Below are 26,871 nucleotides of genomic sequence, written 5' to 3'. Positions count from 1 at the left end.
GGCGTGCGAACCTAACGTTCAGAACCGGGACCATCCAAACGACGGGTGGCGCCCTGTTGCCGCGCTGTCTCGAAACGGGTGACACCGTAAAAGAAAACCGCCCCGGTCTCCCGGGGCGGCAAGCGCGGTCTATGACAGACGGGTCAGATGCGTTTACACCTTCAGGTAGCGGCGCATGGCAATCGCCGAGCCGAAGAGGCCGATCAGCACACCCAAGAGCACCAGCGCCCCGTAGGTGGCCAGGTAGATGAGGACCGGGACCTCCATCTCGAAGAACGGCATGCTGGCCTGGATCTTCGGCAGCAGGAGGTTGCGCATCAGCTCGAGCGCGCCGATGGCGAACGCGGAGCCGAGGATGGCCTGGATCACGCCCTCCGTGATGAACGGCCCGCGGATGAAGCCGTTCGAGGCGCCGACGAGGCGCATGATGGCGATCTCGCGGCGGCGGGCGGTGATGGAGAGCCGGATCGTGTTGTTCATGAAGATGAAGGCCACGAAGGTGAGCAGGCCCACCAGCACCACGGCGGCGATGCGGATGTAGTTGGTCACCTGGAAGAGGCGGCTGACCTCCTCGCGTCCGTAGGAGACCGACTCGTCCACGTTCCCGCCGTCTACGATCTTCTGGAAGTCTGCGTCGTCCTTGATCCTCTGCGCGGTGCTCTCAACCTGCGAGGGCTCCTCCATGTCGATCTGGTAGGACCGGGGCAGGGGGTTCTCGCCGTCGAGCGCCGAGAGGGTGGCGTCGGCCTTGCTGAGTGCGGTGGCCCGGTACTCGGCGAGGGCGTCATCCTTGCTCTTGAACTCGACGGACTTGACGTTCGGCCAGCTCTGAAGCTTGGTCATGAACGCGGCAACGTCCTCGTCGCTCGCGGAGTCGTCAATGTAGGCCCGGATGGTCACTTGGTTCTCAACGCCGCCGATGACAGCGTTCACCATGCTCGAGCCCACGATGAACAAGCCGATGATGAAGAGGGACAGGAAGATGGTGATGACGGCTCCGATGGAGGTCGTCAGGTTACGCGCGAAGTGGCTGATCGCCTCGCGGAGGGAGTATCCGATGTTAGTAGGAGCCATAGTTGCCGTACCCTCCCCTCTCCTGGTCGCGGATGATACGGCCGCCCTCGAGGGCGATGACGCGGCGGTGCATGGAATCGACCATCTCGCGGTCGTGCGTGGCGACGATCACGGTGGTCCCGGTGCGGTTGATGCGCTCCAGGAGCTTCATAATGCCGAGCGAGATCGCCGGGTCGAGGTTGCCCGTGGGCTCGTCGCAGATGAGCAGCGGTGGGCGGTTTACCATGGCGCGGGCCACGGAGACGCGCTGCTGCTCACCACCGGAGAGCTGGTCGGGCAGGGAGTTCATCTGCTCGCCGAGGCCCACGAGGCGGAGCACCTCGGGAACCTGGGCGCGGATGACGCCGCGGGGCTTGCCGATGCACTGCAGGGCGAAGGCGACGTTCTCGAAGGCGGTCTTGTTAGGCAGGAGCTTGTAGTCCTGGAACACGGCGCCGATCTGACGGCGGAGGAACGGGATGCGCCGGTTCTTGATGCGCATCAGGTCCTGGCCCGCCACCATCACGCGGCCCGAGGTGGGCTTGACGTTGCGCAGGATCGTGTTCAGGAGGGTGGTCTTGCCGGAGCCGGAGTGACCCACGAGGAAGACGAACTCGCCAGGGTAGATCTCGAGGTTGATGTCATCGAGGGCCGCCTTGTTGGGCTGCGCCGGGTAGACCTTGGTGAGGTGCTCCATCAGGATGACGGGCTCGACGCCGGCCTGGCGGGCGGTGTCGCGCATCGAGGGGCCGCAGTCCGCGCCAACGGGCGCGAAGACCGTGGTGAAATCCGGACTCGCGAGGGCGGCGTCGAGATCGGCGACCTGACGGTGCTCGTCCGCATCCGTGGAGGGCGCGGCAGAGCCGTCCCGCGTGCGGAAGGTGGCCGGGTCGAACCCGGGGTCTCCCGGGGCCATGAAGACATCGGCCCGTGAGACCGGCGCCAGGGGATCCGGGATCTGGGCTGCGGGGGGCTGCATGCCGGGGCCCGGCGTCGGGACCGCGTCGTCCAGAAGGTCCATGTTGCTGTTGGGATTCGCGAGGGGCTGAGCGGGGACTGAGGCCCCCGGCGCCGGCGCGTTGGGCACCGGTTGCTCATCCCCGGGTGTGCGGAAGTGGTTACCCACTGGTGCTCCTTCGTGTCGTGCGTTTAAGGTACATGAGCGCAATTATTCTAGCAGGAGCCGGGCGTGCGCACACAATTGGCGTATCTGCTGGTTTACGCCGTAGATTCGGTGTCGAGATTGTGGGGCTGACAGGGCCGGGCGATGTCGAAGAACCGCCGCGCCCTGCCCTATTTCCCTAGATCACCGTCACGCGACCCCGGTTGCCGACGATACCCTTGACCTCGGCGAGCAGCGGGATGCTCCGCGCGTTCACCCGCGTGGGGATCTCCGCGCGCATGGTCTGGCCGTCTCCCTGCTCGATGAAGAGCTCCACGCGGTCGCCGCCGGGGTTTGTGGCGAGCACCGTCGCCAGGCGCGCCATGTTCCCCTGCGAGAACCGGTTGCTCGGCACCATGACCTCGAAGACCCGCGGGCGGTTCGTCTCCTCGTTGAGCTCGAGGGCCACGACCTCCTGGGCGATGATCTGGTCGCCGCGGTCGCTGCGCTCCACCTTGCCGTGCACGCGGATGAACGCATCCGAGAGCACCGCGCCCGTCTCGGGGTCCGTCTCACCGTAGAGACAGGACTCGCACTGCTTGTAGGTCTTGGGGAAGATCACCACCGTGGCCTCCCCCTCCATGTCCTCCAGGCGCACGATGGCCATGGGGTCGCCGTTCTTGGTGACGCGCTTGCCCACCTCGGCCACCATGCCGGCGAACCAGAACGGCTTCCCCTCCGGGATGTCCTCGTTGACCATGCCGCCATCGATCGGGTTCATGGTCTCGTAGCCGGTGTCGATTTGCGAGAGCGTGAACTCGCGCGCCTTGCCGAGGGCGTACTCGTACGGGCGCAACGGGTGGTCGGAGACGTAGATGCCGAGCACCTCGCGCTCAGCCGAGAGCTTCATGTGACGGTCCCACTCCTGCCCGTCGGGCTCGGGCACCACGATCTCGAAGCCGGACCCGGCCACGTCGCCGAAGACATCGAACAGCGAGGTCTGGCCGCTGGCGCGGTCCTTCTGGCGCTTGGCGGCGGCGTCGATGATGTTCTCCGGGTTCGTCTTTTCCACGAAGCTCATGAGCTGGCGGCGCGGGTAGCCCGAGAAATCGAAGCCGCCGGCCTTGATCAGGGCCTCGATCACGCGGCGGTTCGCCTGGGAGCCGTCCACGCGCTCGACGAAGTCGTGCAGATCCCTGAAGGGGCCGCCCTTGGTGCGCTCGGCGATGATGGCGTCGGCGGCTCCCTCGCCCACCCCGCGGATGCCCGCGAGCCCGAAGCGGATGCCGTCGGCGGTGGCCGTGAACTCCCGGCCCGACTCGTTCACGTCGGGCGGCAGGACCGCGATGCCATCGTGGCGGCAGGCCGAGACGTAGTGCACGATCTTGTCCGTCTTGCCCGTGTAGGAGGTAAGGACGGCCGCCATGTACTCGTTGGGATAGTGGGCCTTCAGCCACGCGGTCTGCATGACCAGGATGGCGTATCCGGCCGAGTGGCTCTTGTTGAATGCGTAGGAGGCGAACTCCAGAACGTCGTCCCAGATGCGCTGGGCGACCTTCCGGTCGTAGCCGTTGCGCTCGGCGCCGTTCATCCAGTGGTCGTACGTGGTCTCATCCGAGCCGTCGTCCCAGTGGAAGACGGTGCTCGTGAGCAGCTTGATCTTCTTCTTAGCCACGGGCTTGCGGATGCGCGAGTCAGACTCGCCGGCGGAGAAACCGCTCATCCGCACCGAGATCTGCATGACCTGCTCCTGGTACACGATGGTGCCGTAGGTCTCGCCCAGGATCTCGGAGAGGCGGTCATCGTAGAAGACGACGTCCTTCTTGCCGTTCATGCGGTCGATGTAGTCGGACACCATGCCGGCGCCGAGCGGGCCCGGGCGGTAGAGGGCGATCAGGGCGACCACGTGCTTGTACTCGGTGGGCTTCATGTTCTTGATCGTGGCCGTCATGCCGGCGGACTCGACCTGGAACACGCCGGCGGTGTGGCCGGAACCCATGAGCTTGAAGATCTTGGGATCGTCGAAGGGTATGGCGTCCACATCGATATCGATCCCGTGGTTGGCGAGGATGTTCGCCTTCGCCTTCGAGATGACCGTGAGGGTCCGCAGGCCCAGGAAGTCCATCTTGAGCAGGCCCATGTCGGCGACGGTGTGGCCCTCGTACTGGGTGATCTCGACCCCGCCCTTGGTGTCCAGTTTCGTGGGCACGTGCTCGTTCACCGGATCACGGCAGATGAGCACCGCGCAGGCGTGCACGCCCTCACCGCGGGTGAGGCCCTCGATGGCCAGGGCGGAATCGATGATGCGGCGGGCGTCGTCGTCCTTCTGGTAGGCCTCGGCGAAATCGGGGTTGTAGAGCTCCTCCTTCTTCTCCGTGCGCTCGAGCACCTGGCGGAGCTTCACCGAGGGGTCGGACGAGATCATCTTGGAGAGGCGTTGGGCCACGTAGACAGGGTAGTCGAGCACGCGCGCCGCATCGTTGATGGCCTGCTTCGCCTTGATCGTAGAATAGGTGATGACGTGCGTCACCTTCTCGGGGCCGTAGAGCTGGCGGACGTGCTCCACCACCTCCAGGCGCCGCTCATCGTCGAAGTCCATATCGATATCGGGCATCTCGGAGCGCTGCGGCGAGAGGAAGCGCTCGAACATGAGGCCGTTCTCGAGCGGGTCGAAGGTGGTGATGTTCATGGCGTACGCCACGATGGCGCCGGCGGCCGAGCCGCGGCCCGGGCCGACGCCGATACCGTTCTCCTTCGCCCAACGCACGTACTCGGCGACGATCAGGAAGTAGGCGGCGAAACCCTTGTCGCAGATGATCTTGTACTCGTACTCGAAGCGCGCCTTCACGCTCTGCCCGTTGACGACCGCATGCTCCCAATCCTCGCCGTAGTACTTGGCGAGGCCCTTCTCGCACTCGCGGCGGAACTGCGACTCATGGGTCTCGCCGGGATCGAGCAGCGGGTAGCGCGGCAGGATGATGGAGTCCCAGTCGAGCTCGACCGAGCACTTCTCGGCGATCTCGACGGTGTTGTCGCAGGCCTCGGGCGCGTAGGGGAAGAGGGCGCGCATCTCCTCCTCGGTCTTCATGTAGAACTCGCTGCCCTGCATGCGCATGCGATTGGGGTCATCCACCTTGGAGTTCATGCCGATGCACATCATGATGTCCTGGATGCTCGCCGCATCGCGCGTGAGGTAGTGGAAGTCATTGGTGGCGACGACCTTGACACCCACCTTGGCCGCGATGTCGATGAGTTGATGCGAGAGCTCCTCATCGGTGAGGCCGCCGTCGGTGGTGATGCCGTGCTCCTGGATCTCGATGTAGAAGTCGCCGGGCGCGAACGTGTCGCGCAGGGTCTCGGCCCACTGGATGGCGCCGGGGATATCGCCGCGGTCTATGTGCTTGGGGATGATGCCGGCGAGGCAGGCGGAGGTGCAGATCACGCCCTGGGCGTGGCGGCGCAGGTTGTCCAGGGTGACGCGGGGCTTGTAGTAGAACCCCTCGACCGCCGCCTCGGACACGAGCTGCATGAGGTTGACGTAGCCTTCGTTGTTCTTGGCGAGCAGGATCAGGTGGTAGAGCTCGGGCTTGCGATCGCGGGCCAGGGTGTCATCGGGGGTGAAGTAGACCTCGCAGCCGAAGATGGGCTTGATGACGAGCGGGGGCTCGAGCGCGTCGATGTTGCCCTCCGCGTCCCAGAGCTCCATGTCCTTCTGGTACTGAGCATACGCGCGCGGATCCGACTCGGGGTCGGGTTCCACGAGCTCGTCGCGACGGCCCTTCTCAAGGAAGGCCTTGTCGTGGCCCCAGGTCTTGAACTCGGGGGTGGACTCGTTCACGGCCTTGCATGCCAAGTCGAGCTCGGGCACGCCGTACATGTAGCCGTGATCGGTGATGGCGACGGCCGGCATCCCAAGGTCGACGGCGCGCTGCACCATGTCCGCGATACGGGTGGCGCCGTCAAGCATGGAGTACTCGGTGTGGTTGTGCAGGTGGACGAAAGCCATGCGCGTATGCTCCTCGCTCCCGCGCGAGAGCCCCGAGACCTCTCCCCCACTCATCAGGGGTTCAGGCCTATGAACCGCCTATGAGCTGCGAGGATGACATTTCCCGAGACACTCTTGCGCACTGTTGTTCGAATTTGATTCTAGCGCACCGTGCGGACACACATCGTACCGAAGGGCGCGTGCACGACCCCGCCAAAAAAGAGGACGGCCGCCCGCAGGCAGCCGTCCTCCCGTTCGGATGTGGCTTGGAGCTAGTCCTCGACGGCCTCGAACTGATCGGGCCCGACGCCGCACACAGGGCACACGAAGTCCTCGGGCAGCTCGGGGGTGTCGACCTCGGCCTCGTAGCCGCAGACCAGGCAGACGAACTTGTAGGTCTTCTTCTCGTCACTCATGAGTTCCTCCTCTTAATTGGATACAACGGCGACCTCAGTATACTCAAACCCACGCGGGTTTGACGCGGGGATGGACAGGCTCCGCACCGTCTTGCTACGCCTGATAGGAGCTGGCCTTCTTAGGCGTCTTGCCCTTCAGCGTGGTGTGGTAGTAGGAGTAGGTCATGGGCTCTTCGTCGTTCAGGCGCTCCGAGACCTCGACCTCGCCGACGAACAGGAGGTGCGTGCCGACGTCGACCGTGTCGATGACGCGGCAGACGTAGAGGGCGCAGGCGTGCGCGGGGACATACGGCACGCCCGCAGCCTCGGCCACCCCGTACGCCGCGAACTTGTCGAAGTCGGCTGAGCAGCGGAAGCCGAAGTTGCCGAGGTACGGCATATCGGCCGTGATATCTACCGCCGTGACGGCGAAGCGGCCGGCGGCATCGATCACGCCTGCGGTGACGTTCTCCTTGTTGACGGTGACCGTGAGGCGCGGCGGCTCGGCCGTGACCTGGGTGGCGGTGTTGATGAGGCAGGCTGCGCGGCGGCCGTCGGCCTCGGCGCTGACGACGTACAGTCCGTAAGACATCTTGAACAGTGCGGTCAGATCCATGCTGATCCCCTCTTCTCGTGCGTGCGGAGCCGCGCGGCGACGCGGCGATCGCCCTCATTCTAGCAGGCGAAAGCGAGGTGCAAACGTCTCGGTGATTCAAATCTCCTGCTACCATGTTGAGGAATCATTGACCGCGCGAAGGGGAAGCGCTTGGCAACCGGAATGACATCACCTGATCGGACGAGGCCCGACGAGATGGCCCGGGGCCGCGGCCGCGAGCGCGATGTGCGCTACGACGTGGTTCGCATCGTCGCGATGACGTTTGTGGTGGCCGTCCACGCGCTCATGGTCATCGATGCGGGAACGCCTTTCGGCAACGCCTACGTGGTCTTCGGGCAGGCGGTCTTCTACACGTGCAATGCGCTCTTCTTCATCTTGTCGGGGAGATTCAACCTCACGCACCGCAACGGTGAAATGCCGGGTAGGTTCTATCTGAAAAAAGCGCGCGGCATCCTCATCCCCGTGCTTATCCTGTTCCTCCTGCGCACCGCATACAACCTCTGGCCCCAGTTCCCCGGTCTGCGGGCCTTTGGCGTCGCCTATGTCAAAAACGTGCTCGGCGCGTTCGCCGGCACCGAGTACTGGTTCATCTACACCCTCGTGTCGCTCCTCGTTGTCGTCCCCTTCCTCGCGCCTGCGTTCTCCCGCTTCGACCGCAAACGGCAGGACCTTTTCATCGGCATCGGATTCGCTTGGTTCACCGCGCTCTTCTTCTTGACAGGGAGGGGAATCGCCTTCTCGTGGACATATCTTTTCACCGGCTTCGCCTTCCCATTCTGTATCGGCCCCTTCGTTGAGGAGCGATTCAAGGGGCGGGAGCGGGTGCTTTGGCTCGCGATGCCGCTCTGCGCGGTCACTACAACCTGGCTTGTCTTGTCCGGATTCACCTCGCAGGCTCTCGGAGCCTTCGACAACTCCCCCTTATACATGCTGCTCTCGATCGGCATGTACCTGGCCCTGCTGGACCTAGGAGGACGGGTGCGAGGGACGACGGCTCGGCGAGCGATCTTGTTCGTCGCGAAGCACTCATTCACGGTGTACCTGGTACATCTGCCCGTGATGCACGTGCTCAGGGCCCTCATGCCCGCAGCCCCAGGCGTCCTGGGATACGCGCTCCATCCCCTGCTCGCGCTCGGAACCATCCTGGTCTCACTCGCCGTCGCCATCGTGCTCGACGCTGCTCTCATCCGCCCGGCCCAGCGGCTCTTCGATGTCGCCATGTCTCGTCTGACGGTGCGCCGGGCAGGCTGAGAGCGCCCCGAGGCCGTGCGCGATCAGGTCGCGGCGACATCACAGGCCGCCGCTCCACCCTCATACCGCCTTGCCGCCGTCCGCAGACGGAGGCACCTCTACCGGCTCCGCTCCTTGAGGGCGCGGTCGATCTCGCGCTGCACGTCGCGTTTTGCCATGTCCTCACGTTTGTCGTAGAGCTTTTTGCCGCGACCCAAACCGAGGGAGAGCTTCACGCGGCCGTCCTCGTTGAAGTAGAGCTCCAGGGGGACGAGGGCGTAGCCCCTGGTGCGGAGTTTGCCGTCGAGGTAGTCGATCTGCTTGCGGTGCAGCAGCAGGCGGCGGCGCCGATCGGGATCGCGGTTCCACACGCCGCCGTTGCTGTACGGGTGGATATGCATGCCGATGAGCCAGCACTCACGGTCGCGGACCAGGGCGAAGGTGTCGGTGATCTGGCTCGCGCGCTCACGCAGGCTCTTCACCTCGGTGCCGGTGAGCTCGATGCCGCACTCGAAGGTCTCCTCGATGAAGTACTCGTGCCTGGCTGAGCGGTTCTTCGCGATGAGCTTCCGCTCCCGGCGCGTCGGCGCAGGCATCCTACTCACCCTCCGATCCCGCACCAGGGTCGGACGACTTCTCGCGGGCGAGTTCCGCATCGCTCTCGTGGATGAGCTGGATCAGGGCACGGGCGGGTGCATCGCCCACGAGGTTCCGGGCCCGCACGGTGAAGTCGGTGGCCTGCGCGGTGTCGCCCGCGCGCGCGGCGTCGGAGGCGCACATCAACAGGCAAATGGCCACCTCGGCGGAGGGCGCAGTGGGAATGCCCTGAAGTGAGAGCTCTCCGAAGACCGCGTCGTCGCTCGCTGCGACAGCATCCGCGGCCTCGGCGGCCAGGCGCTCGCTCAGCTTTCCGACACGGGCCTCGGCGGGTGCCAACCGCTCGGCCAGACGTCCGGCGCCAGCGGCGGCCATCGGATTCCCCTCATCGAGGAACATCTGGCCGAGGTTCGCATAGGCGAGACCCGCCGAGCGGCCGTCGGAGGCCCGCTCCACCACGGAGTAGCTGAGCTGCGCCCACTCGCGCGCATCCCCGAGGGCGCGGAAGACCTCGGCCAAGTCGAGGCGGTAGGCGCTGTTCATGGGGTTCCAGCGGACAGCCTGCATGAGGGCGTCGCGCGCGGCCGTGAAGTCGCGCTGGCGAATGTAGGCGAAGGCGAGCGCCGAGAAGAGCCGACCGAGCGGAACGTCGACCTGCACGAGCTCGCGCGGATCGCGTTCTACGCGGCGATAGGCCAGGCGCTCGAACGCGTCCTCAAAGGCGAACCACTGGCGATCCTTGGTGTCCGCGCACTCCTCCTCAGCCCAGGCGCGCACCGAACCGGTGAGCTCCTCGAGCTGCGGGAGGGCCGTCTCGATGTCGCCGGCGGCCAAGAACGACTCGGCGCGCTCTATATCATGGACGGTGACAGGCAGGTCCATCTCTCCTCCTCGTGATGTGCAGGCAGGTCGTGACCCATCAGTGTAGCGCACGGCCCGCGTGGACGAGGGTGAGATCGAGGTGGCCCCGCAGCGGGTCAACCGACTTGACCTCCACCACCACATTCGTTCCGAGTCCTATCACGGTCGCGCTCGAAGAACCCGTCAGTGTGAGGGAGCGGTCGTCGAGATCCCACCACTCGTCCCCGAGCGCGCTCATGTGGATGAGGCCCCCGGCCCCGGTGTCATCCAGGCGCACGAACGCACCCATCTCCCCCACCCAGGAAACCGAGCCGCCAAACCGNGCGCCGCCCCGCTGAGCGCATCGGGGGCCGGGGGCTCGTGCACGCGGAAGGCGGCCGGATCCCCGGCGTCGGCGAGGAGTTCGGCAACGCACTCGTTGGCGAGGAGCATCGCCTCCTCGATCAGGGAGGTGGCCGCCGTGCGGTGGCGTGGCACGATGCTCACGGGCAGGCCGTCCTCGTCGAGGAGGGCGTGGACCTCGATGGTCTCGAAGTCGATCGAGCCGCGCTTGTGTCGCACCTCCCTACGAGCCCGGGCCAGGTCATCAGCATCATGAAGGAACTGGAAGAGATCGACGCCGGATCTGGAGGTGGCCTCGAGGGCCTCTGCGCCGCGGCACGCGGCCTCGTCTGCAGCCGCCTCCCCAACAGCGGCCACCCCAGCGGCAGCGCGCCCATCGAGAATCGCCGCCGCGGCAGCGTAGTCCAAGCGGGCCTTGCTGCGAATCACACTCGGATAGATCTCATATGACCTCACCGCCCCACGCGCCGTGAGCTCGATATCGACCGTCATGGCGAGGCGGTCTGCATCCGCCTTCAGAGAGCACAGGTCCTCCGAGAGCACAGCGGGGAGCATCGGCAGCACGCGGTCGGCAAGGTAGACCGAAGTGGCGCGAGAGCGGGCCTCGAGATCGATCGAGCTGTCCCAGGGCACGTAATGCGAGACGTCCGCGATGTGCACCCCCAGGTGCCAGCCACCACCGTCCGTCCGCGCAACCGATATGGCGTCGTCGTAGTCGAGGGCATCGACCGGGTCGATCGTCACGAGGAACCGGTCGCGCAGGTCGCGGCGTAGCGGGTCCTCAAGCGCGGCGTCGACGTCCAGAGAGAGGCCATCCGCTTCCGAGAGGGCGCGGCTGCTGTATCCATCCTCGAGGCCGAAGCGGGCCATGACGCACTGAATACCGAGATCGGGAGCCGAATCATCACCGATCAGGCGGGTGATGGACACGATGCCCGACTCCTCGCCCGTCGGATAGGACTCGATCCGCGCGGCGACGATATCCCCCGGCTCGACCCCGAGCCGGGCAGGAGAGTCATCGTCAGGCAGCACGAAGAAGTCGTGTTTGATCCGCGCGTCAAGCGGGCGCACCACGCCCAGGGGGCCAAGGTCCTTATAGGTCCCCACCACCGATGTGTGCGCGCGCTCGATCACCCGGTCGACGACCGCGCGGCGCTTCCCCCCCGGACCGCGGACGAGACTCACCGCAACACGGTCGCGGTCCATGGCCCCATGCAGGCCACGGCCCGTGATCCGATAGGTTCCCATGGTGGTCTCGACCTCCGCACGCCCCACCATGGCCCGTATCGTGCCCTCGATGGCGGGATGGTGACGCCCTCGTGTCGGGGTGCGGTCCCTTGAACCCGTGCCCCTGCGACCCATGACGTCTCCCTTCGCGTGCGCGCCCCGACATTTTGCGGGCACGCGATGTTTTTAAACGTCAGAACTTATACCCATTTCGCCCCGAGGCCCCCATGCGCGGCCCGTGGTTACGCAGCCCTTACCGGACGCTCACACAACCTTGTGACGCCGCGCTCATCCTTAGGGTAGGGAATCAAATGCACAACGACAGGGAGCGCCAAGATGGAGATCTTCTATGCAGCCACCGCCGCGATCCTGATCATCTCCTTCGCTGCCTTCCTCGCGGTCGAGTGGGCGCGCATCCGCCTCACGCAGGATCAGGCCGTAGAGGATACAGACGAAGCCGGTGCCCAGGCCGCTGAGGTGCAGCTGCTCTCCTAGCGCTCCCCCTTCCCCTCAATTCCAGAAAGCGCCACGGCGACGGCATCGTCGATGTCGTCGGTGATGTGGAGCATCGCCGGGTCGAGATCCCCGATCATGCCCGACTCGCGCACGGGCCCCCGCAACCAGGTGATCAGGCCGTCCCAATACGCCGTCCCCACGAGCGACACCGGTATCTTGGCGACCTTGTGCGTCTGGACCAGGGTCAGGAGCTCGAACATCTCGTCCATGGTGCCGAAACCGCCCGGGAACACGATGGCCCCGCGCGAGTACTTCACGAACATCGTCTTGCGCACGAAGAAGTAGCGGAAGGTCATGCCGAGGTTCACGTACTTGTTCAGCCCCTTCTCAAAGGGGAGCTCGATGCCGAGGCCGACCGAGGTGCCGCCGGCGATGGAGGCGCCGCGGTTCGCGGCTTCCATGATGCCCGGGCCGCCGCCCGTGATGACCGCGACCCCGTTGCTCGCGAGCTTGTAGCCCGCCTCGCGGGCCGCATGGTACATGGGGTCGCGATGGCTCGTGCGCGCCGAGCCGAAAACCGTCACCGCAGACCCGAGCTCCGCCAAAGCCCCGAAACCGTCGACGAACTCGGCTTGGATCCTCAAGACCCGCCAGGGATCCTCATGGAGCCAGTCCGTCGACTCCTCGGGCGCGAGGAGATTCGCATACGTGTTGTCTTTCGGGATCATCCGGCCCCGGAAGAGCACCGGTCCCCGGTGATAGGACTCCTCCTCAACCGGCCCTTGCTCGCTCTCGGCGCGTATCGCGTCCTCGTACTCACCCATCAGGGGCTCCTCTCAGTCAAAACGCGCATCCCCACGGACCGCCCGTCCGGAGTTCGCGTGCATCAATAATCCGCCGCGCCCGCGCTTGCCATCCAAGCATCGTGGAAAGCCTGGTAGCGACCCTCGATAATGGCCTCACGCGCCTCGCGCATGAGATTCAGGAGGAAGTAGATGTTGTGCTCGGAGAGAAGGATCCCGCCGAGCATCTCCCTCTGGGTCACGAGGTGCCGGATGAGGGCGCGGCTGTAGCCGCCCGTGCAGACCGGGCAGGTGCACCGCTCGTCGATGGGCCCCTCGTCATGGGCGAACCGAGCGTTGCGGAAGTTCAGGCGCCCCTCGCTCGAGAAGGCCGTGCCCATGCGCCCCGTGCGCGTGGGCAGCACGCAGTCGAACATATCGACGCCGACCGCCACCGCGCGCACGAGCGTGGTGGGGTTGCCGACGCCCATGAGGTAGCGCGGCTTCGAGCGCGGCATGTACTCCGAAGCGAGCGGTGCCAGCGTCTCGAACATGGTGTCATGGTCCTCGCCCACGGAGTAGCCGCCGATCCCGTATCCCGGGAAATCGCCGCACTCCTCAAGATGCCGCAGACTGCGCAGGCGGAGATCAAGATGCATGCCGCCCTGGACGATGCCGAAAAGCGCCTGATCCGGCCGAGTATGCGCCCGGTAGCAGCGCTCGGCCCACATGCTCGAGAGCTCCACCGCCCGCTCCACGAAGGAGCGCTCCGCGGGATAGCCCGGGCACTGGTCGAGCTGCATGCAGATGTCGGCTCCCAGCTTCTGGGCGATGGCCATGTTGTCCTCGGGTGTCCAGAAGACATGGCTGCCATCGTAGTCCGTTGCGATGAAGCGCACGCCCTCATCGGTGAGCTTGACGGCGTCGCCATGCGAGAAGACCTGGAAGCCGCCGGAGTCGGTGAGGATGGGGCCGTGCCAGTTCATGAAGGCGTGGAGCCCCCCGAGCTCGGCCACGAGGTCGGCTCCGGGCCGCATGGCGAGGTGGTAGGTGTTGGCGAGCACGATCTTCGCACCGAGCGCCGCCACGGTCTCCGTCGGGATGCCCTTCACGCTCGCCTTCGTGCCCACGGGCATGAAGATCGGCGTGGGAATGTCGCCGTGCGGGGTGTGGAGCACCCCGGCGCGGGCATGCGTTTTGGGGTCCTCGGCGATGATGTCGTAGGTGAAGAGCTTCTGGTCCATGTGAACTCCTTGGCTGTGCGTATATCACCTATCTTGCCACAGGCCCAGCGGGGTCGCCGCGCGCGTCTGTGCATCCCGCCCGGGATCACACCCGACGATAGGTCAGGCTGTGTCGATATCGGCCATCATCCCCCATGCAATCGCGCAGGAGGCGCAGGAACGGACCGGCCGCCTCCCAGAGCGCCGCGAGGTTCGCATCCTCCGGACGCACCGCACCAGGCCCATCCGGTTCCGTTTGCGCAGCGGGCGACCGATCATAGAGCCGGGCCTTGCCCACGATCTGCCAGAGCCCCTCCACGCAGGCGATGCGCTCCGCGATGACCCCGTCACGCCAGCGCTCGACGGCACAGAGATGGGGATCGTGCACATCATAGCGCCGGCCGCTGACCGTGTCCTCAAGCGCCGCCATCCCGGTGGACTGATCCTTGTCGCGAATCGAAAACCGCGAGAAGAACTGCGTCGCGGCCACCTGACGAAGTCGGTCTAGACTCTCCTCAGAGACGGAGCGATGCGGGCGGGCGATGTAGCTCTCGAGCGGCGTGCCCGCATCGTCGTAGAGCCTCTCGAAGAGGAACCACTCCGTCAGGGCGATGTTCATCGACATGATCTCAGATGTTGAGGGGTTCTCCTTGAACGCCGGCATGGGCCGTACGATATCGACGAACTCCCTGCCCACGATATCGATGTATTGAAACTTCCGAAGCTGCCACCACCGCGCCATCTCGTCGATGTCGCGCTCCACCGCGGTCCGCCCATCCATCGCACCCCTCCCCTTCGAGCCGTTGCATGGCCCAAAGCGTATGGGGTGCGCCCCGCCCCACGGCCCTCGGGGGTCCACCTTCTCACGCGCCCTTACAACGGGCTCAATCCCAAACCGTGCCCATCTGGCCCCAGATCTCACGGGGTGCTACGTCTTCGAGGTCAGGAAGATGACGGCACGCGCACGGGGCAACGTGGTTCGGGCATCCGTCTCAAAAAGGCGCATGCGTCGCCGGCAGAGATATGGAGGGATTATGAGGTGCCGCATGCAACGGGCGACCTGTCCACGTGGGAACAGGCCGCCCGGCTCCGCACATCCCTAGAGCAACTTAGTTGCGACGCCCCACGATCGCGAGGAGGCGGATGAAGACGTTCACCAGATCGAGCCAGATCTGCACGGCGTTGAAGATGGCCATCTTGACCGTGGCCTCGCACTGCTGGGCCCGGTAGGTGTCGAATCCGATGAAGCCGCAGAAGAGCAGGATCACGGCGTAATCTAGCCACCCCATGGAGACGCCCATGAAGCCCCCGACGATCGAGACGACGAGCAGGGCGAACAGGGCGGTCATCGCGACGCCCTGCACCCGGGCGAAGAACGCCGGGAACGTGGCTCCGAGCAACGTGAACAGAGCTGCGATGATGGCCGTGCCGACGAAGGCGTTGGCGATGCTCGGCAGGTCGTAGAGAGGCAGGATGAGACCGGTGGTGAAGCCGATTGAGGCGACCACCAGCGCGTACCCCGCAAGGGCCATGCCGAAGCCCTCGCGCTTCATGCCGAGATTGAGGACGACGATGCCGGCGATGCTCGCCGCGACCGACCCGAACATGATGGGTAGGTAATTCTGATAGACGGCGAGCATGAAGCCCGGCGTGGTGACGAGGGCGGCACAGGCGCCGATGACCGCGAAGCCCACGATGACAAGGCCGCCCATGATCACGTTGTACAGGCGCCTCGAGATGCGCGCGCTGTGATCGCGCGCAGGGTCGAACGGGGGGATGGCACGCTCATCTTGCGTGGCGACGTTCTGGTCTTCCATGGTTCCTCCTGATGTCCAGGGTTTAGTGCACTATACCCCAACAACCGTCAGCGATACGGGGACGCGGAGGTACCGCGGAGATCAGCCCTGGGAACCGTGGCGCTCCGCGCGCAGGCGCGCCCGGTCGAGGGCCGCCTCGGCAGCGGAGAAACGGCACCCGCAATACTGTTGCCGATACATTCCGAGCTCCCGCGAGCGAAGCGTCGCCTCGGCATACCACGGCCGCCAGTCCCGGATCAACGGGACGAGGCCATGGGGCCGCGCCACACGCTCGAGCACCTCGTTGCACGTGTCGAACAGCTGGTAGGGAGAGACGGCGAGCGTGGTGGCCACGTGGGTGAAGCCCCGGTCGGCGGCCACACGGCAGGCCTCGACGAGGCGGAGCCCGTAACAGGCGCGACACCGCCGCTCCCGGTCATGCGCGCCGATCGGAGCGACGCCGCGCTCCCAGGCCGCCGTGTCCTCGTGAGCGCGAATGAGCTCGAGGCCCTCTGCGGCGCACCAGCGCTCGAGCTCCTCGAAGCGCCGCTCGCGCTCCGCAGCCGGTTGGATATTCGCGTTCGTCCAGCAGATCGCCGGCTCATAGCCCTCTTCGCGCAGGTGCCGCACGGGCTCAAGCGAGCAGGGGGCGCAGCATGCATGCAGCAGCAACCGATCGCTCATGACAGCGGCCTCTCCGAGAGGGTGGCCCAGAACGCCGGGATGCCGAGCTCGTGCAGGCGACCCTCTCCGAAGGTGTCCTCATAGCAGGCGATAAGGCGCAGACCCGCCTCGAGTTGACCGCCGATCTGCTCTTCAAGCGTGTGCGAGAACTGCACGCCATCGTCGGCGGCCATGAGCTCTGCCATCTGCCCGGGGTTTTTGAGCGGGTTGAATGGAAGGCCGTTGACGATCCGCTCCTCATCTTCGTCGACGATGTAGCTGATGCCGTTGTCAAGACCCGCCATCAACCGGCCTCCGGGCGCGAGCACGCGGGCGCATTCACGCCATAGCGGGCGGACCTCCTCGATATAGCAGTTCGAGACCGGATGGACGATGAGGTCGAAGCTCTCGTCGGCAAAGGGGAGCGGCCGCGTCATATCGGCGCGAACGATCTCGATCTCATATCCCTCACGGGCCGCCACCATGCGCTCGGACTCAAGCTGGCGCTGGGAGTAATCGAGCACGGTGCAGCAGGCCCCAGCTGCTGCGAGGATCGGCATCTGCTGGCCCCCTCCAGCGGCGAGGCCGAGCACGCGGACGCCATGCAAGTCCTCAGGGAACCATGATCGCGGAACCGGCTTCGTCGGTGTCAGCACGATCTCCCATGATCCGCGCCGTGCCCGGGCGACATCCCCCGCGCTCACAGGACGACCCCACTCCCAGCCGGCCTCGACCCAGAAATCGACCGTGGCCGCGTTCACATCCTGATACCTCATGCTATTGACATCCATCGGTTCCACTCTCTCATCTCGAAGCGTCTCCCAGCAGCCGCTCGAAGGCGATGCGCGTGCGGCTTCCCTCCCCATGCGTGCTGAGCTCGAAGCGTCCAAGTTCCTGAAAATCCCGGGACCTGAGAAAAGCGCGCATGGGCGCGTTGCCCGGATGCGTGTCCACACGGATGCTCGCGCACCCAAGCGCCGCGGCACGCGCAGCGGCATAGCCGAAAAGCCTTCTCATGACACCGTGGCCCTGCACGCGGGCCGCGGTGGCGACCCGGTGGATGGAAGCGTAGACCGCCCCTGCCTCGGTGAGCCAGGGGACCGGTGCCGGCTCGTAATCGGGGTCGGCGCCGACGACCAGGACGAGCGTACCCACCGGATGCCCTGCTGCATCAAAGGCGATGCAACAGGAGCCACGGGCCAGGTCGCCCTCGACGACAGCTTGATCGGGGTAGCCCGCCTGCCATTGATCGATGCCGAGACGGGCGATCGAACGGCGCCCGTCCTCAAGCACGCCAAGGACATCCATGATCTCATCGACGCGCGCCCGCCTGATCTCGAGCACGGGCCGATCGGCCTCAGTACTGGCTCTCATGCTTCCGGAAGAAATCGAAGCGCGGCGGCAGCGGGACCACCGCGTGCTCTCCTGGAACCTCGCCCGCCGCAGCGCTGAGCTCGTCCAGAGTCTCGAAGATATGCTTCCAGCTGAAGAAGAGATCCTCGTCGAAGGCGAAGTGCTCGGCGATGAGCTCGCATCCAGCCGGCACGATGCCGTGCATGAGCACGGTGCCCACGCGCAGCTCGTGGAAGGCATCGCGCAGGGCCACCGTCATGAGCTCGTCGGCGCGGTCGGGATCCTCCTCGCCTCGGGCGCGCTTGCTCGCATCGCTCCACCGCTTGTTGGCGGCGCGCAGGTACTCATCGCAGATCCCGAGGGCATGGTGGAGCTCGAAGGTGTGCATGGCCCGCTCGAAGGCGATGATCGCGTCCTCAGCTGCGGAGATGACCTCCGTTGTGGGCACGCCTGCGGGGATGCAGCCGGTCCTCGCGGATGAGAGGTCGCCTTCCTTCGGGGCGACTGCGTAAAAGCAGGATCGTGCCAGGCGGTTGAAGACGCCCGTGAGCATCGCGCCCTCTTTCAGGACCGGGTCGATCACGCGCTTGTCGTCGCGGGCGAGCAGCGGGGTGCCGTCGGCCGCCTTGCCGGTCTCGCGCAGGTCGAAGGCCTTCGGTGAGAAGCTCACCGGTTTCTCGCCAAGCCCGAGGGAGAGCCAGTGCGCGCGCAGCTGCTCGGCCGTGTAGTGGTCGAGCAGCTCCCTGGCGGGCGGTGGCGGGGTCTTTGAGCTCGAGCTTGCCTTCTTGCCCATGTAGAGGATGTGGTAGTTGGCGGCGATGGTGGTCTGGCGCAGCCCCCACCCGAGCGCCTCCCACAGCGCCGTCTGGGCGATGCCATAGAAGTAGATGTTGTCCTGGCCGATGAACTGGTAGACCCGCGCGTCCTCGGAGCACCACCAGTCGCGCCAATCGGAGGCGCTATGGTGCTCGCACGGGTGCGGCATGGGCTCCGTCGCACCAGAGAAGTCGGCGATCGCCGCATCGGCGCGCGCGGGCTCGGCGGCGCCGGGCGCGGACGCCTCGCGGGCGAGGGCCGTCCGCGAGAAGCTGATGGGCGCCCAGAGGCTCTCCGGCCACACCCAGCAGGTGAGGCCCTGCGTGCCCGCGAGGTCGGGCACGGGGACCCCCCACGAGATGTTCCCGGTGATACGGAACGGCACGAGCGCCTTGCCGGAGCGGAAGCGGACGCCGGCACGGTTGAGCGCCTCGTGCGCAGCATCCCGCTCCTCCCAGCTCGGGAAGGAGACGGTGAACGAGCCCTTGCCATCGGGAGACTCGGTGACGGAGTGCTCGGGGAGCTCCGGGCGGATGGACTCGAAGGCATCTCGGAACTTCACCTGGATATAGAGCTGGGCAGGGCGAAGCCACTCCTCCATGGTCTTCGTGACCACGGCCCGCACGGTCTCATCGGACGCCGTCTCGGCGACATGGGCCTTGACGGCGCCGAAGTAGGCAGGGAGAGTGAAGTAGAGGTTGTCCACCGGGACGAGTTCGGGCACCTCGCCGGTGAGCGCGCTTCGCGGAGCGATGAGCTCCTCTGGTTCGAACTGGTGGCCGAGATCGCACTCGTCGGCGTACGCCTTCTCAGATTTGCAACCCTGGATGGGGCAGCGCCCGAGAACTTGACGGCCGTTCAGGAACTGTCCAGCAACCGGGTCGAAGAACTGCTTGGATGAGCGCTTCTCAAGCGCACCCTGCTCATAGAGCCGGTTGATGACCTCGGCGGTCATGCGCTCGTGAATCCGAACCGCGGGCTCGAGCGCGGATCCGCCGTACAGGTCGCACGAGATCTCAAAATCGGCCAGGGTGGACGCCTGGCGATCGTGGTTCTCGCGGACGTAGTCGGTGATGGAGCCCGTGTACCCTTCCGTCTCCACGCGCTTGCGGAAACCCTCCATGATGGGTGAGCCGTAGCAATCCGTGCCGGAGACGAAGAGCACGTTCTCGGCCCCCAAGCGGTCGCGGAGGAACCGGGCGTAGCAATCAGCGGGAACGAAGACACCGCCCACGTGACCGAAATGCAGCCCTTTGTTGCCATAGGGCATGCCGGCGGTGACGACGGCGCGCCGGGGCCAGGTGGGACGGGATGCGCGCGAGGGATGAGAGGCCATGGGGCTCGTTCCTTTCCGCGAGGATGGTTTCATACTCAATCCTTTCATTATGGCACAGCGGCGCCAAGCGGCGGCGAGGTCGGGCTGCACGCGCGCGGCAGCAGACGCCTTGCGGACGAACCAGTCTCGGCTGCTTGGCGCGATGGGGTATGTCGAAGCGCAGGTGAGCGTAGACGACCCACCGGCGTCAGGAGCCGCGGCTGTTCCTCCAGATCTCGCGACCGAGCCCGAGGGCGAGGGCCAGGGCGCTGGCGTACCCGAGGAACCCGATCACGGGGATGCCGAAGATGACCGGCTCGATCTTGGCGTAGTACACCACCGACGACCCGATGAACAAGCCCGCGATGACGATGGCCATCGAGAGACGGTCGACGATGCCGCCGATGTTCTTGAGCACCTGCTCGCTGCCGAGGACCTGCGTGTTGATCTTCAGTTGGCCGCGGGTGAGCATGCGGCTCGCAAGCCCCAGGTGCTCGGCCGCCTCGAGGCTCCCCGTGAGGGCGCGGCGCGACTGACGGGCGACGGATTCCGCCGTCTCCTTAAGGTGACCCACGCCGGCACTCTCCCGACGCACGTGCGCCGAGATGATGTCGACCATGTTGACTTCGGGCATGTGCTCAGCGAGCAGGCCCTCCAGGGTGACCATGCCGCGGGCGAACATCGTGACCACGCTCGGCAGCTCGACGTTGTTCTTGCGCGCGAGAGTCACGAGCGAGGTCAGGAAGGCGCCGATGTCGAGGTCTTTGAGATCGGTGCTCGCAAAGTCCGCCACGATGAAGTCGAGGTCCGAGAGGAAGGTCGTGTGATCCAACTCGGAGACGTCGCCCCGGGACACCGCAAAGCGCATGAGGGCGTCTTTGAGCTTCGGGGTGTTCCCCTCCCCCACCGCGAAGATGATGTCCTTCAGGATCGCCCGGTCATGACTCGAGATGCGGCCCACCATGCCGAGGTCGATGAAGTAGATCACATCCCCGTGGCAGATGATGTTGCCGGCGTGCGGGTCAGCATGGAAGAAGCCGTCGTCGAGAACCTGGGTGGCGTAGTCCTCCACGATCTCAGACCCGATGCGGCGCATATCGAAGCCGGCGGCCGCCAGCCGATCGGGTGCGTCGATCGAGATGCCGTCGATATAGTCCATGACCACGACATGCTCGGTGCAGTACTCGATATGGGGCTGCGGACAGGAGATGTTCGGCACCTCCCGATGGAAGGCGTGGAACTCGGCGAGGTTGCGCGCCTCCATGAGGAAGTTCGTCTCCTCGCGGAAACTCTGCCACAGCTCCTCGACCACGTCTTTGAGGTCGATGAACTGACCACCCTTCATGAAGCGGGCGGCATGCCGCGCGATCGAGCGCATGATGTCGATATCCTGCGCCATGACCTGCTGGGCGCCTGGTCTCTGCACCTTCACGGCCACGTCCTCGCCGGTGACGAGACGGGCACGGTGCACCTGGGCGAGGGACGCCGAGCCGAGCGGCCTCTCCTCGAGCAAGGCGAAGACCCGCTCGACCGGTTTGCCGTACTCGGCCTCAAGGCAGTCCCGCACCACGGAGAACGGGACCGGCTCCACGTCGGTGCGCAGATGCCGCAGCTCATCGCAGTACGCCTGGGGCAGGAGCTCGGAGCGGTTGGCGAGAATCTGGCCCATCTTGACGAACATGGGGCCGAGGTCCTCCAGGAGGGAACGGAGGCGCTCGGGTGAGAGACCGCGCCAGACCTCATAGGTGCGTGCGAGATGGANCGCTGAGGGACCGGGGCGGGCGGCATCGGCCGGAGCGGTGCCCGGGTGCTCAGGTGCCCGATTGGGCTGCGTCCCGCCCGCCATGACGGGCGCTACTCGCCGTCCGCGTCAGAGACGGACTGGCCGCCGTCTGCAGCCTCATCCGCGGAGCCGGCCTCGGAGCGCCCCTCCGGCTCGACGGACTCAACCTTGACCCGAACCGTCTCAACATCGGCGTTCTGGACGATGTCGGTGAGATGGGCGATGAGCGCTGGACGGTCCTCAGGCTTCACGCCACGGGCGCGCAGGAGGACGAGCTCGTCGAGGACCTTCTCGGCGAAGGTCTCCCCCTTGGTGCTCAGGCGCTCGGTCACATCGCTGATGCGACCACCGGCTGCCGAGAAGGCGTCAGACACCGAGCGCGCGAAATCAGGCGCCTCGGCCTCGCCGCGCACCTGCTCACCGCGGGAGTTGAGGTCGTCGATGACCTCCTTGCCCTTCTCAGCGGCGAGCGAAGCCGCTCCGATGCCCACGTTGATCATGCCGTTGATGATGTCCTCGAATGTTGTTGCCATGGGTCCTCCCGTCATCGGTTTGTCGTATACCTCATATACCCGATCCCTCTCGTGAGCTGGCAGATGGCCAGCGGTCCCGCACGCAGCCGCCATCGCCCTGGCTTCGCGCAGGGTCTCAGCGCTCGTTGTCGCTCATCGAGAAGCCGTTCCCCATCGCGCAGCTTGTGGTGTAGAGCACCTTGGCGAGAAGGTCGTCGGTCGCGCGTTTGAGCGCCGCGACCATGCGCTCGTTCGCCGCCGCAAGACGGGCGGGAACCTCCGAAGCTCCCGCATCCGCAAGTGAGGCGTCCGTCTCCCGGAGGATCTGATGCCCGAGTGCCCCCATCTTCTGCTGGTAGGACTCGACGGCAGCGGAGCTATCGTGGAAACGGGCATCGGCGAGGGCGGCGATCAGGCGGTTCGCCCAGTAGAAGCTCTCGCTCGTCACACGGGCCGTGGTGTTGCACAGGTACTCCGGCAGCCCCTCGACGTTGCCGTACAGCGGAAACAGGGCGTTGAAGGGATTCGAGCCGAACGCCATCCACTGGACCGCGGCGTTCTGGGCCGGCACATCCGGACGCAGCTGCAGGACGGCGAGCTGCCCGGTGCGGTTGATGCCGATGGGGCGGTAGGCGCCACGCGACTCGCGCGTACCCTTCCAGCCATAGCAGTCGAAGGGGGTCCCCTGGTAGTGGGCTGAGAGCACGTATTTGACATCCTCGATGGTCAGCTTACGCTCCGGCACGCGGCACCACGGGATGTCATCCGACTCGGGGGTGAGGGCCGCGTCGGGGCCGTCCCATGATTCCGATGGATTCAGGCAACGCTGCATATACCAGGCACGCGGTGTGTTGTACACGTGATCTGCATCTGAGTGGGAACCGAAGGCCTCGCGGGGGTTGAAGGCGGACCCTCCCCCGTTCAACGTGAGATCAAGATGGTGCTCGGCCATCCAGCTCCTGAGGTCGGCGCTCGCCATGAACTCGCGGCGCTCGCCCTCGGCGTCGTCAAGATCGAAGCGATCGATGCCAAGCTGATTGGGCATCGTGACATAGGCATCATCGGGCACGCGCCGGGCGATCCAGTGATGACCGCCCACGGTCTCAAGCCACCAGATCTCGTTGACATCCGAGAAGGCGATGCCGTTCATCTCGTAGGTGCCGAACTCCTCGAGCAGGGCGCCGAGACGCTCGACGCCCTCACGGGCGCTGGTGATATAGGGCAGGGTGATGGTGACGAAGTCCTCCTCCCCCAAGCCGCCGCGACGCGCCGGGACATATCCCGGCTCGCCCTCGACGCCCTCAGCGGGCTCGTACTCGACGAGCGGATCGGCGCCGAGGACGCGCTCGTTCGAGGTGATGGTCTCCGTGGCGGACATGGCCACGTTCGCCTCGTTGAAGCCGGCTGCCGCCCAGATCCCGTGCCCCAAAACGGCATCGGGCACCGCGGTGTAGCGCATAGGGTTCGGCGGAAGCTTGAAGGAGAAGTGCGAGGCGGTGCTCGTGTACGTGCTCGGCTGCTCGCTCGGGTGCACCACCTCCATGCGTTTGGGCTCGAACTGGCCGTTGGGCGAGTCCTCGTTGCGGGCGATGATGGTGGAGCCGTCGTAACTGGCCGCTTTGCCGATCAAGATGGTGGTGCAGGGCATAGGTCCTCCTCGCCGCCGCCTCGTGTGGCCCGAGGCGGTCTCTTGTCCTCTTATCGGTAGTGTAGCGCCCCATGCGGACATTATGTGCTCAGACCGCTCCCGTCCATCATCCGGCCTCAACCTCGCCCCCATGCGCGGGGTGCGGCGGGCGCATTCCTGCCCGCCGACGAAACGATCCGGAAATCCCCCGTAAGGGCTTTGCCGCAAAGCCCATTTCTCGCCGGATATACGGGAATGAAGGGGTAACATAGCAAGTCGATGCGCTGGATTCTCAGCGCCCGGTGATCGTCGCCTCCTCGGGCGGCAGAAAGAAAGGGTTAGCATGGCAACCGGTACTCTCAAGAAATCGTTCTTCCGCGAGAAGGGCTTCGGCTTCATCACCCCGGATGAGCCCATCGAGGGCTCCAACGGTGACGTCTTCGTGCACTTCAGCGCCATCCAGATGGACGGCTTCAAGTCCCTCGACGAGGGCGACCGCGTCGAGTTCGAGGTCGGCCCCGGCAAGAAGCCCGGCGAGACCCAGGCGATCAACGTCGTCAAGATCGGCTAGGTTACAGTCGGCGTTCACCGTCGTCGAAAAAGGGCCCTGCGGGGCCCTTTTTCATCGGTGTTTCAACCAACCCGACCAGCCCATAGATCAGCCAGTCTAGGCCCCACAAGCGGACACAGAACACGATCCCCGCAGAGCTTCCCGCCACCGCGGGCACCGTGCCCATCAGCCTCAGCCATGGCCCCATGATAGGGTTTCATCTGCTGTGGATGCCCCGTACCAGGCTACCTGGTCCACGACAGTATGCCGCCCTGCGAAGCGTCCGCACGACATCCCCAAGCGCGCCCGGCCGCTACGACGTGGCGGGAGGCTCCATGCCCAGATGCTCGAAGGCGGCGACGGTACCCATGCGCCCCTGCGGGGTACGCACGATGAGGCCGCATTGCAGTAGGTAAGGCTCGTACACGTCCTCAAGGGTGGAGGGGTCCTCCCCCACCGCGCTGGCGAGGGTGGTGAGCCCCACGGCGCGGCCGCGGAACGTGCGGCACAGAGTCTCGAGGATGCGCTTGTCCATCCAATCGAGTCCGAGCTCATCGATCTCGAAGAACGTCAGGGCCTCCTGCGCGATCATGAGATTGATGGCGCCGCCGCCACGGACCTGGGCGTAATCGCGCACGCGTTTGAGCAGGCGGTTAGCGAGGCGCGGGGTGCCGCGCGATCGCGAGGCGATCTCCACGGCGGAGGCCCTGTCGATCTTCACACCGAGGATCGCCGAGGACCGGGATACGATCTCGGCCAGATCATCGACGGAGTAGTAATCCAAGCGGAACGAGATCCCGAAGCGGTCGCGCAACGGACCGGTGAGCATGCCCGAGCGCGTGGTGGCCCCCACCAGGGTGAACCGTGGGACATCCAAGCGGATGGATCGGGCAGCAGGCCCCTTCCCGATGACGATATCGAGAGAGAAATCCTCCATGGCGGGGTAGAGGATCTCCTCAACCGTACGATTCAAGCGGTGGATCTCATCGATGAACAGGACATCCCCCGGCTGCAGGTTGGTGAGGATGGCAGCGAGGTCTCCCGTGCGCGCGATTGCGGGACCGGATGTCGTCTTGATCTGGGCTCCCAGCTCGTTGGCGAGCACGGTGGCGAGCGTCGTCTTGCCGAGACCGGGAGGGCCCGAGAAGATCACGTGGTCCAAGCTCTCGTTGCGCGTCTGAGCCGCCTGGATGAGGATGCGCAGGCTCTGCTTGATATGCTCCTGGCCGCAGTAATCATCGAGGCGCTGCGGGCGCAGGCCGCGTTCAACGTCGAGGTCATCCGAGGTCAGGTCGCCCGTCACGAATCGGTTGGCGCCGTGATGGGAGCGCGCGGCGGCAGATCCCGCCCAAAGGTCCTCGTTCTCATCAGCTTCCCACATCATGCATCCATCCCCAGGCGTTTGAGGGCGGCCGCGAGGAGGTCCTCCACGCGCATATCCCGCCCATCATATCCGTTGAGCGCCAACTCGACCTCCTGGGGGGTGAAGCCCATGGAGAGCAAGGCCGTGCGCGCCTCGTCTACCGGTGTGATCATCTCAGCGGGCTTGAGCCCCTGTTGACCGGCAAGCACCTCAGGCGCGCCAAAGGCGACGCCGCCCTTGGCGAAGACGCTCTTGAGCTCCAGGATTAGGCGCTGGGCCGTCTTCTTGCCAACCCCGGGCACCGTGGACATCCCCTTGACGTCCTCGGCCATAATCGTGCTGTAAAGTTGCGAGGAGCTGAATTTAGAGAGCACGGCCAAGGCGAGCCGAGGACCGACGCCCGATACGGCGACCAGGCGATCGAACATCGCCCGCTCCTCCTTGGTTGCAAACCCGTAGAGGGTGAGCGCGTCCTCGCGCACCACCAGGCGGCAGAACAGTCGGCAGTCCGCCTCTACAGCGGGAAGCTGGGCAGCCGTCGAGGCGGAGATCCCAAGCTCAAAGCCAATGCCGGCCACATCAAGCACGGCGACGCTCGGCGTCGCCTCGACCAGGGTTCCACGAAGCTGGGAGATCATGCGTAGGGGTTTCCCTTCTCTTGGACGAAGGCGCCGGCGCTGAGCAGATCCGTCCTCCGCAGATGGGCATGGCAGATCGCGCACGCGAGGGCATCCGCCGCATGATCGGGCTTCGGATCGTGATCGAGGCGGAGCAGGTTGCGGACCATATAGGTAACCTGCGCCTTGTCGGCTGCACCGGTTCCCACGACAGCTTGCTTGATCTGCATCGGAGTGTACTCGCCCACCTCGACGCCCGCGAGCGAGCAGGCCACCAGGGCCGCGCCGCGCGCATGCGCCGTGGGGATAGCGGAGCGAACGTTCGCACCGAAATAGACGCTCTCGATAGAGGCCTCTCCCGGATGATACCTGGCCACGACCTGCGCGAGATCGTCCGCGATATGGCGGAGGCGCACGGAGAGCCCGCTTCCCGCCGAGGTCTGGATGCACCCGTAGGCACGGCAGCGCACCTCGCCGAAGCGCTCCTCAACGATCCCCCAGCCGGTGTTCGCGAGACCCGGATCGATACCCAGGATGACCATTGCCCTCCTCTCGCTGACGAACATCTGTTCTGATATCATAGCGCACCGTTCAAACGCTGTGAAGC

26 protein-coding genes are annotated in these 26,871 nt (G+C 65.6%); 3 read left to right on the top strand and 23 right to left on the bottom strand.

The window, feature by feature from the left end; all coding sequences use genetic code 11:
* Positions 1–153 precede the first annotated feature (153 nt).
* From ftsX to CAP13_RS06150, 5 genes are all read right to left on the bottom strand, one after another.
* Complete coding sequence (gene ftsX / locus CAP13_RS06170; protein ID WP_085830689.1) at positions 154–1,074, bottom strand: permease-like cell division protein FtsX; 921 nt, start codon at positions 1,072–1,074, stop codon at positions 154–156.
* A complete protein-coding gene (gene ftsE, locus CAP13_RS06165; RefSeq protein WP_085830688.1) occupies positions 1,061–2,179 on the bottom strand; it encodes a cell division ATP-binding protein FtsE in 1,119 nt (372 codons plus the stop codon). Before ftsE ends, ftsX begins: the two co-directional genes overlap by 14 nt.
* Positions 2,180–2,354: 175 nt before the next feature.
* The gene (dnaE, locus tag CAP13_RS06160) at positions 2,355–6,161 is read right to left on the bottom strand and encodes a DNA polymerase III subunit alpha (RefSeq protein WP_085830687.1); all 3,807 of its coding nucleotides are present in this window, start codon (positions 6,159–6,161) and stop codon (positions 2,355–2,357) included.
* 251 nt (positions 6,162–6,412) lie between these two features.
* Positions 6,413–6,556 (bottom strand): rubredoxin-like domain-containing protein, encoded by a 144-nt coding sequence (locus CAP13_RS06155; RefSeq protein WP_085830686.1) that lies wholly within the window; start codon positions 6,554–6,556, stop codon positions 6,413–6,415.
* Between the two features lie 94 nt (positions 6,557–6,650).
* Complete coding sequence (locus tag CAP13_RS06150) at positions 6,651–7,151, bottom strand: flavin reductase family protein (RefSeq protein ID WP_085830685.1); 501 nt, start codon at positions 7,149–7,151, stop codon at positions 6,651–6,653.
* A gap of 150 nt (positions 7,152–7,301) precedes the next feature.
* On the opposite strand from CAP13_RS06150, the gene CAP13_RS06145 reads away from it, so the two are divergent.
* Positions 7,302–8,402, top strand: a complete 1,101-nt coding sequence (locus CAP13_RS06145; protein WP_143764901.1) for an acyltransferase — start codon at positions 7,302–7,304, stop codon at positions 8,400–8,402.
* 98 nt (positions 8,403–8,500) lie between these two features.
* Here the strand turns inward: CAP13_RS06145 and smpB are convergent, their stop codons facing one another.
* From smpB to CAP13_RS06130, 4 genes are read right to left on the bottom strand one after another with little or no spacing between them, the layout of a single operon-like run.
* The gene (smpB, locus tag CAP13_RS06140) at positions 8,501–8,977 is read right to left on the bottom strand and encodes an SsrA-binding protein SmpB (RefSeq protein ID WP_085830683.1); all 477 of its coding nucleotides are present in this window, start codon (positions 8,975–8,977) and stop codon (positions 8,501–8,503) included.
* Position 8,978: 1 nt separating this feature from the next.
* Entirely contained in the window at positions 8,979–9,860 is an 882-nt protein-coding gene (locus tag CAP13_RS06135; protein ID WP_085830682.1) for a tetratricopeptide repeat protein, read from the bottom strand.
* Between the two features lie 37 nt (positions 9,861–9,897).
* Complete coding sequence (locus CAP13_RS10290) at positions 9,898–10,128, bottom strand: S1 RNA-binding domain-containing protein (protein ID WP_245798924.1); 231 nt, start codon at positions 10,126–10,128, stop codon at positions 9,898–9,900.
* Positions 10,074–11,387 (bottom strand): RNB domain-containing ribonuclease, encoded by a 1,314-nt coding sequence (locus CAP13_RS06130; RefSeq protein WP_425429840.1) that lies wholly within the window; start codon positions 11,385–11,387, stop codon positions 10,074–10,076. The genes CAP13_RS10290 and CAP13_RS06130 overlap by 55 nt, the downstream gene beginning before the upstream one ends.
* Positions 11,388–11,744: 357 nt before the next feature.
* Here CAP13_RS06130 and CAP13_RS09940 point away from each other — a divergent pair, with 357 nt between their 5' ends.
* Positions 11,745–11,903, top strand: coding sequence for a hypothetical protein (locus CAP13_RS09940; protein WP_179184959.1), 159 nt, complete (start codon positions 11,745–11,747; stop codon positions 11,901–11,903).
* Here the strand turns inward: CAP13_RS09940 and CAP13_RS06125 are convergent.
* From CAP13_RS06125 to CAP13_RS06075, 11 genes are all read right to left on the bottom strand, one after another.
* On the bottom strand, positions 11,900–12,688 hold the full coding sequence (locus CAP13_RS06125) for an LOG family protein (RefSeq protein ID WP_085830681.1): 789 nt from the start codon (positions 12,686–12,688) through the stop codon (positions 11,900–11,902). The genes CAP13_RS09940 and CAP13_RS06125 overlap by 4 nt on opposite strands.
* A 62-nt stretch (positions 12,689–12,750) precedes the next feature.
* Positions 12,751–13,890 (bottom strand): tRNA guanosine(34) transglycosylase Tgt, encoded by a 1,140-nt coding sequence (gene tgt / locus CAP13_RS06120; protein ID WP_085830680.1) that lies wholly within the window; start codon positions 13,888–13,890, stop codon positions 12,751–12,753.
* Positions 13,891–13,975: 85 nt separating this feature from the next.
* On the bottom strand, positions 13,976–14,650 hold the full coding sequence (locus CAP13_RS06115) for a hypothetical protein (protein ID WP_085830679.1): 675 nt from the start codon (positions 14,648–14,650) through the stop codon (positions 13,976–13,978).
* Positions 14,651–14,978: 328 nt separating this feature from the next.
* Positions 14,979–15,686, bottom strand: a complete 708-nt coding sequence (locus tag CAP13_RS06110) for a Bax inhibitor-1 family protein (protein ID WP_085830678.1) — start codon at positions 15,684–15,686, stop codon at positions 14,979–14,981.
* A gap of 81 nt (positions 15,687–15,767) precedes the next feature.
* Positions 15,768–16,349, bottom strand: coding sequence for an epoxyqueuosine reductase QueH (locus tag CAP13_RS06105; RefSeq protein WP_085830677.1), 582 nt, complete (start codon positions 16,347–16,349; stop codon positions 15,768–15,770).
* Positions 16,346–17,104, bottom strand: coding sequence for a class I SAM-dependent methyltransferase (locus tag CAP13_RS06100; RefSeq protein ID WP_085830776.1), 759 nt, complete (start codon positions 17,102–17,104; stop codon positions 16,346–16,348). Before CAP13_RS06100 ends, CAP13_RS06105 begins: the two co-directional genes overlap by 4 nt.
* Positions 17,105–17,132: 28 nt before the next feature.
* Positions 17,133–17,702 (bottom strand): GNAT family N-acetyltransferase, encoded by a 570-nt coding sequence (locus CAP13_RS06095; protein ID WP_085830676.1) that lies wholly within the window; start codon positions 17,700–17,702, stop codon positions 17,133–17,135.
* A complete protein-coding gene (locus tag CAP13_RS06090) occupies positions 17,686–19,833 on the bottom strand; it encodes a class I tRNA ligase family protein (protein WP_085830675.1) in 2,148 nt (715 codons plus the stop codon). The genes CAP13_RS06095 and CAP13_RS06090 overlap by 17 nt, the downstream gene beginning before the upstream one ends.
* Positions 19,834–20,020: 187 nt before the next feature.
* Positions 20,021–21,493, bottom strand: coding sequence for an ABC1 kinase family protein (locus CAP13_RS06085; protein ID WP_245798922.1), 1,473 nt, complete (start codon positions 21,491–21,493; stop codon positions 20,021–20,023).
* Between the two features lie 173 nt (positions 21,494–21,666).
* Positions 21,667–22,128 (bottom strand): hypothetical protein, encoded by a 462-nt coding sequence (locus CAP13_RS06080; RefSeq protein ID WP_085830673.1) that lies wholly within the window; start codon positions 22,126–22,128, stop codon positions 21,667–21,669.
* A gap of 115 nt (positions 22,129–22,243) precedes the next feature.
* A complete protein-coding gene (locus tag CAP13_RS06075; protein ID WP_085830672.1) occupies positions 22,244–23,755 on the bottom strand; it encodes a C69 family dipeptidase in 1,512 nt (503 codons plus the stop codon).
* A gap of 322 nt (positions 23,756–24,077) precedes the next feature.
* On the opposite strand from CAP13_RS06075, the gene CAP13_RS06070 reads away from it, so the two are divergent.
* Complete coding sequence (locus CAP13_RS06070) at positions 24,078–24,305, top strand: cold-shock protein (protein WP_085830671.1); 228 nt, start codon at positions 24,078–24,080, stop codon at positions 24,303–24,305.
* A 292-nt stretch (positions 24,306–24,597) separates the two neighbouring features.
* Here the strand turns inward: CAP13_RS06070 and ruvB are convergent, their stop codons facing one another.
* Genes ruvB through ruvC form a run of 3 tightly spaced genes read right to left on the bottom strand, consistent with a single transcriptional unit; the run spans position 24,598 to position 26,806 of the window.
* Positions 24,598–25,665 carry a Holliday junction branch migration DNA helicase RuvB gene (ruvB, locus tag CAP13_RS06060; RefSeq protein WP_085830669.1) on the bottom strand — a complete coding sequence of 356 codons (1,068 nt, stop codon included), beginning with the start codon at positions 25,663–25,665 and terminating at the stop codon, positions 24,598–24,600.
* Entirely contained in the window at positions 25,665–26,285 is a 621-nt protein-coding gene (gene ruvA / locus CAP13_RS06055) for a Holliday junction branch migration protein RuvA (RefSeq protein ID WP_085830668.1), read from the bottom strand. Before ruvA ends, ruvB begins: the two co-directional genes overlap by 1 nt.
* Positions 26,282–26,806, bottom strand: a complete 525-nt coding sequence (ruvC, locus tag CAP13_RS06050; RefSeq protein ID WP_085830667.1) for a crossover junction endodeoxyribonuclease RuvC — start codon at positions 26,804–26,806, stop codon at positions 26,282–26,284. Before ruvC ends, ruvA begins: the two co-directional genes overlap by 4 nt.
* Positions 26,807–26,871 lie beyond the last annotated feature (65 nt).

The organism is Collinsella vaginalis, from assembly GCF_900176655.1.
GTDB lineage: Bacteria > Actinomycetota > Coriobacteriia > Coriobacteriales > Coriobacteriaceae > Collinsella > Collinsella vaginalis.
The sequence above is the reverse complement of the archived record's forward strand: the minus strand, read 5'-3'. Positions and strand labels throughout refer to the sequence as shown.

Excerpts from the sequence above, each read along its gene's own strand:
- ftsX (WP_085830689.1), bottom strand. The coding sequence starts at position 1,074 with ATGGCTCCTACTAACATCGGATACTCCCTCCGCGAGGCGATCAGCCAC.
- dnaE (WP_085830687.1), bottom strand. The coding sequence starts at position 6,161 with ATGGCTTTCGTCCACCTGCACAACCACACCGAGTACTCCATGCTTGAC.
- CAP13_RS06155 (WP_085830686.1), bottom strand. The coding sequence starts at position 6,556 with ATGAGTGACGAGAAGAAGACCTACAAGTTCGTCTGCCTGGTCTGCGGC.
- CAP13_RS06150 (WP_085830685.1), bottom strand. The coding sequence starts at position 7,151 with ATGGATCTGACCGCACTGTTCAAGATGTCTTACGGACTGTACGTCGTC.
- smpB (WP_085830683.1), bottom strand. The coding sequence starts at position 8,977 with ATGCCTGCGCCGACGCGCCGGGAGCGGAAGCTCATCGCGAAGAACCGC.
- CAP13_RS06135 (WP_085830682.1), bottom strand. The coding sequence starts at position 9,860 with ATGGACCTGCCTGTCACCGTCCATGATATAGAGCGCGCCGAGTCGTTC.
- CAP13_RS10290 (WP_245798924.1), bottom strand. The coding sequence starts at position 10,128 with ATGGGTGCGTTCGTGCGCCTGGATGACACCGGGGCCGGGGGCCTCATC.
- CAP13_RS09940 (WP_179184959.1), top strand. The coding sequence starts at position 11,745 with ATGGAGATCTTCTATGCAGCCACCGCCGCGATCCTGATCATCTCCTTC.
- CAP13_RS06125 (WP_085830681.1), bottom strand. The coding sequence starts at position 12,688 with ATGGGTGAGTACGAGGACGCGATACGCGCCGAGAGCGAGCAAGGGCCG.
- tgt (WP_085830680.1), bottom strand. The coding sequence starts at position 13,890 with ATGGACCAGAAGCTCTTCACCTACGACATCATCGCCGAGGACCCCAAA.
- CAP13_RS06115 (WP_085830679.1), bottom strand. The coding sequence starts at position 14,650 with ATGGATGGGCGGACCGCGGTGGAGCGCGACATCGACGAGATGGCGCGG.
- CAP13_RS06110 (WP_085830678.1), bottom strand. The coding sequence starts at position 15,686 with ATGGAAGACCAGAACGTCGCCACGCAAGATGAGCGTGCCATCCCCCCG.
- CAP13_RS06105 (WP_085830677.1), bottom strand. The coding sequence starts at position 16,349 with ATGAGCGATCGGTTGCTGCTGCATGCATGCTGCGCCCCCTGCTCGCTT.
- CAP13_RS06100 (WP_085830776.1), bottom strand. The coding sequence starts at position 17,104 with ATGAGGTATCAGGATGTGAACGCGGCCACGGTCGATTTCTGGGTCGAG.
- CAP13_RS06095 (WP_085830676.1), bottom strand. The coding sequence starts at position 17,702 with ATGAGAGCCAGTACTGAGGCCGATCGGCCCGTGCTCGAGATCAGGCGG.
- CAP13_RS06090 (WP_085830675.1), bottom strand. The coding sequence starts at position 19,833 with ATGGCCTCTCATCCCTCGCGCGCATCCCGTCCCACCTGGCCCCGGCGC.
- CAP13_RS06085 (WP_245798922.1), bottom strand. The coding sequence starts at position 21,493 with ATGTTCGTCAAGATGGGCCAGATTCTCGCCAACCGCTCCGAGCTCCTG.
- CAP13_RS06080 (WP_085830673.1), bottom strand. The coding sequence starts at position 22,128 with ATGGCAACAACATTCGAGGACATCATCAACGGCATGATCAACGTGGGC.
- CAP13_RS06075 (WP_085830672.1), bottom strand. The coding sequence starts at position 23,755 with ATGCCCTGCACCACCATCTTGATCGGCAAAGCGGCCAGTTACGACGGC.
- CAP13_RS06070 (WP_085830671.1), top strand. The coding sequence starts at position 24,078 with ATGGCAACCGGTACTCTCAAGAAATCGTTCTTCCGCGAGAAGGGCTTC.
- ruvB (WP_085830669.1), bottom strand. The coding sequence starts at position 25,665 with ATGTGGGAAGCTGATGAGAACGAGGACCTTTGGGCGGGATCTGCCGCC.
- ruvA (WP_085830668.1), bottom strand. The coding sequence starts at position 26,285 with ATGATCTCCCAGCTTCGTGGAACCCTGGTCGAGGCGACGCCGAGCGTC.
- ruvC (WP_085830667.1), bottom strand. The coding sequence starts at position 26,806 with ATGGTCATCCTGGGTATCGATCCGGGTCTCGCGAACACCGGCTGGGGG.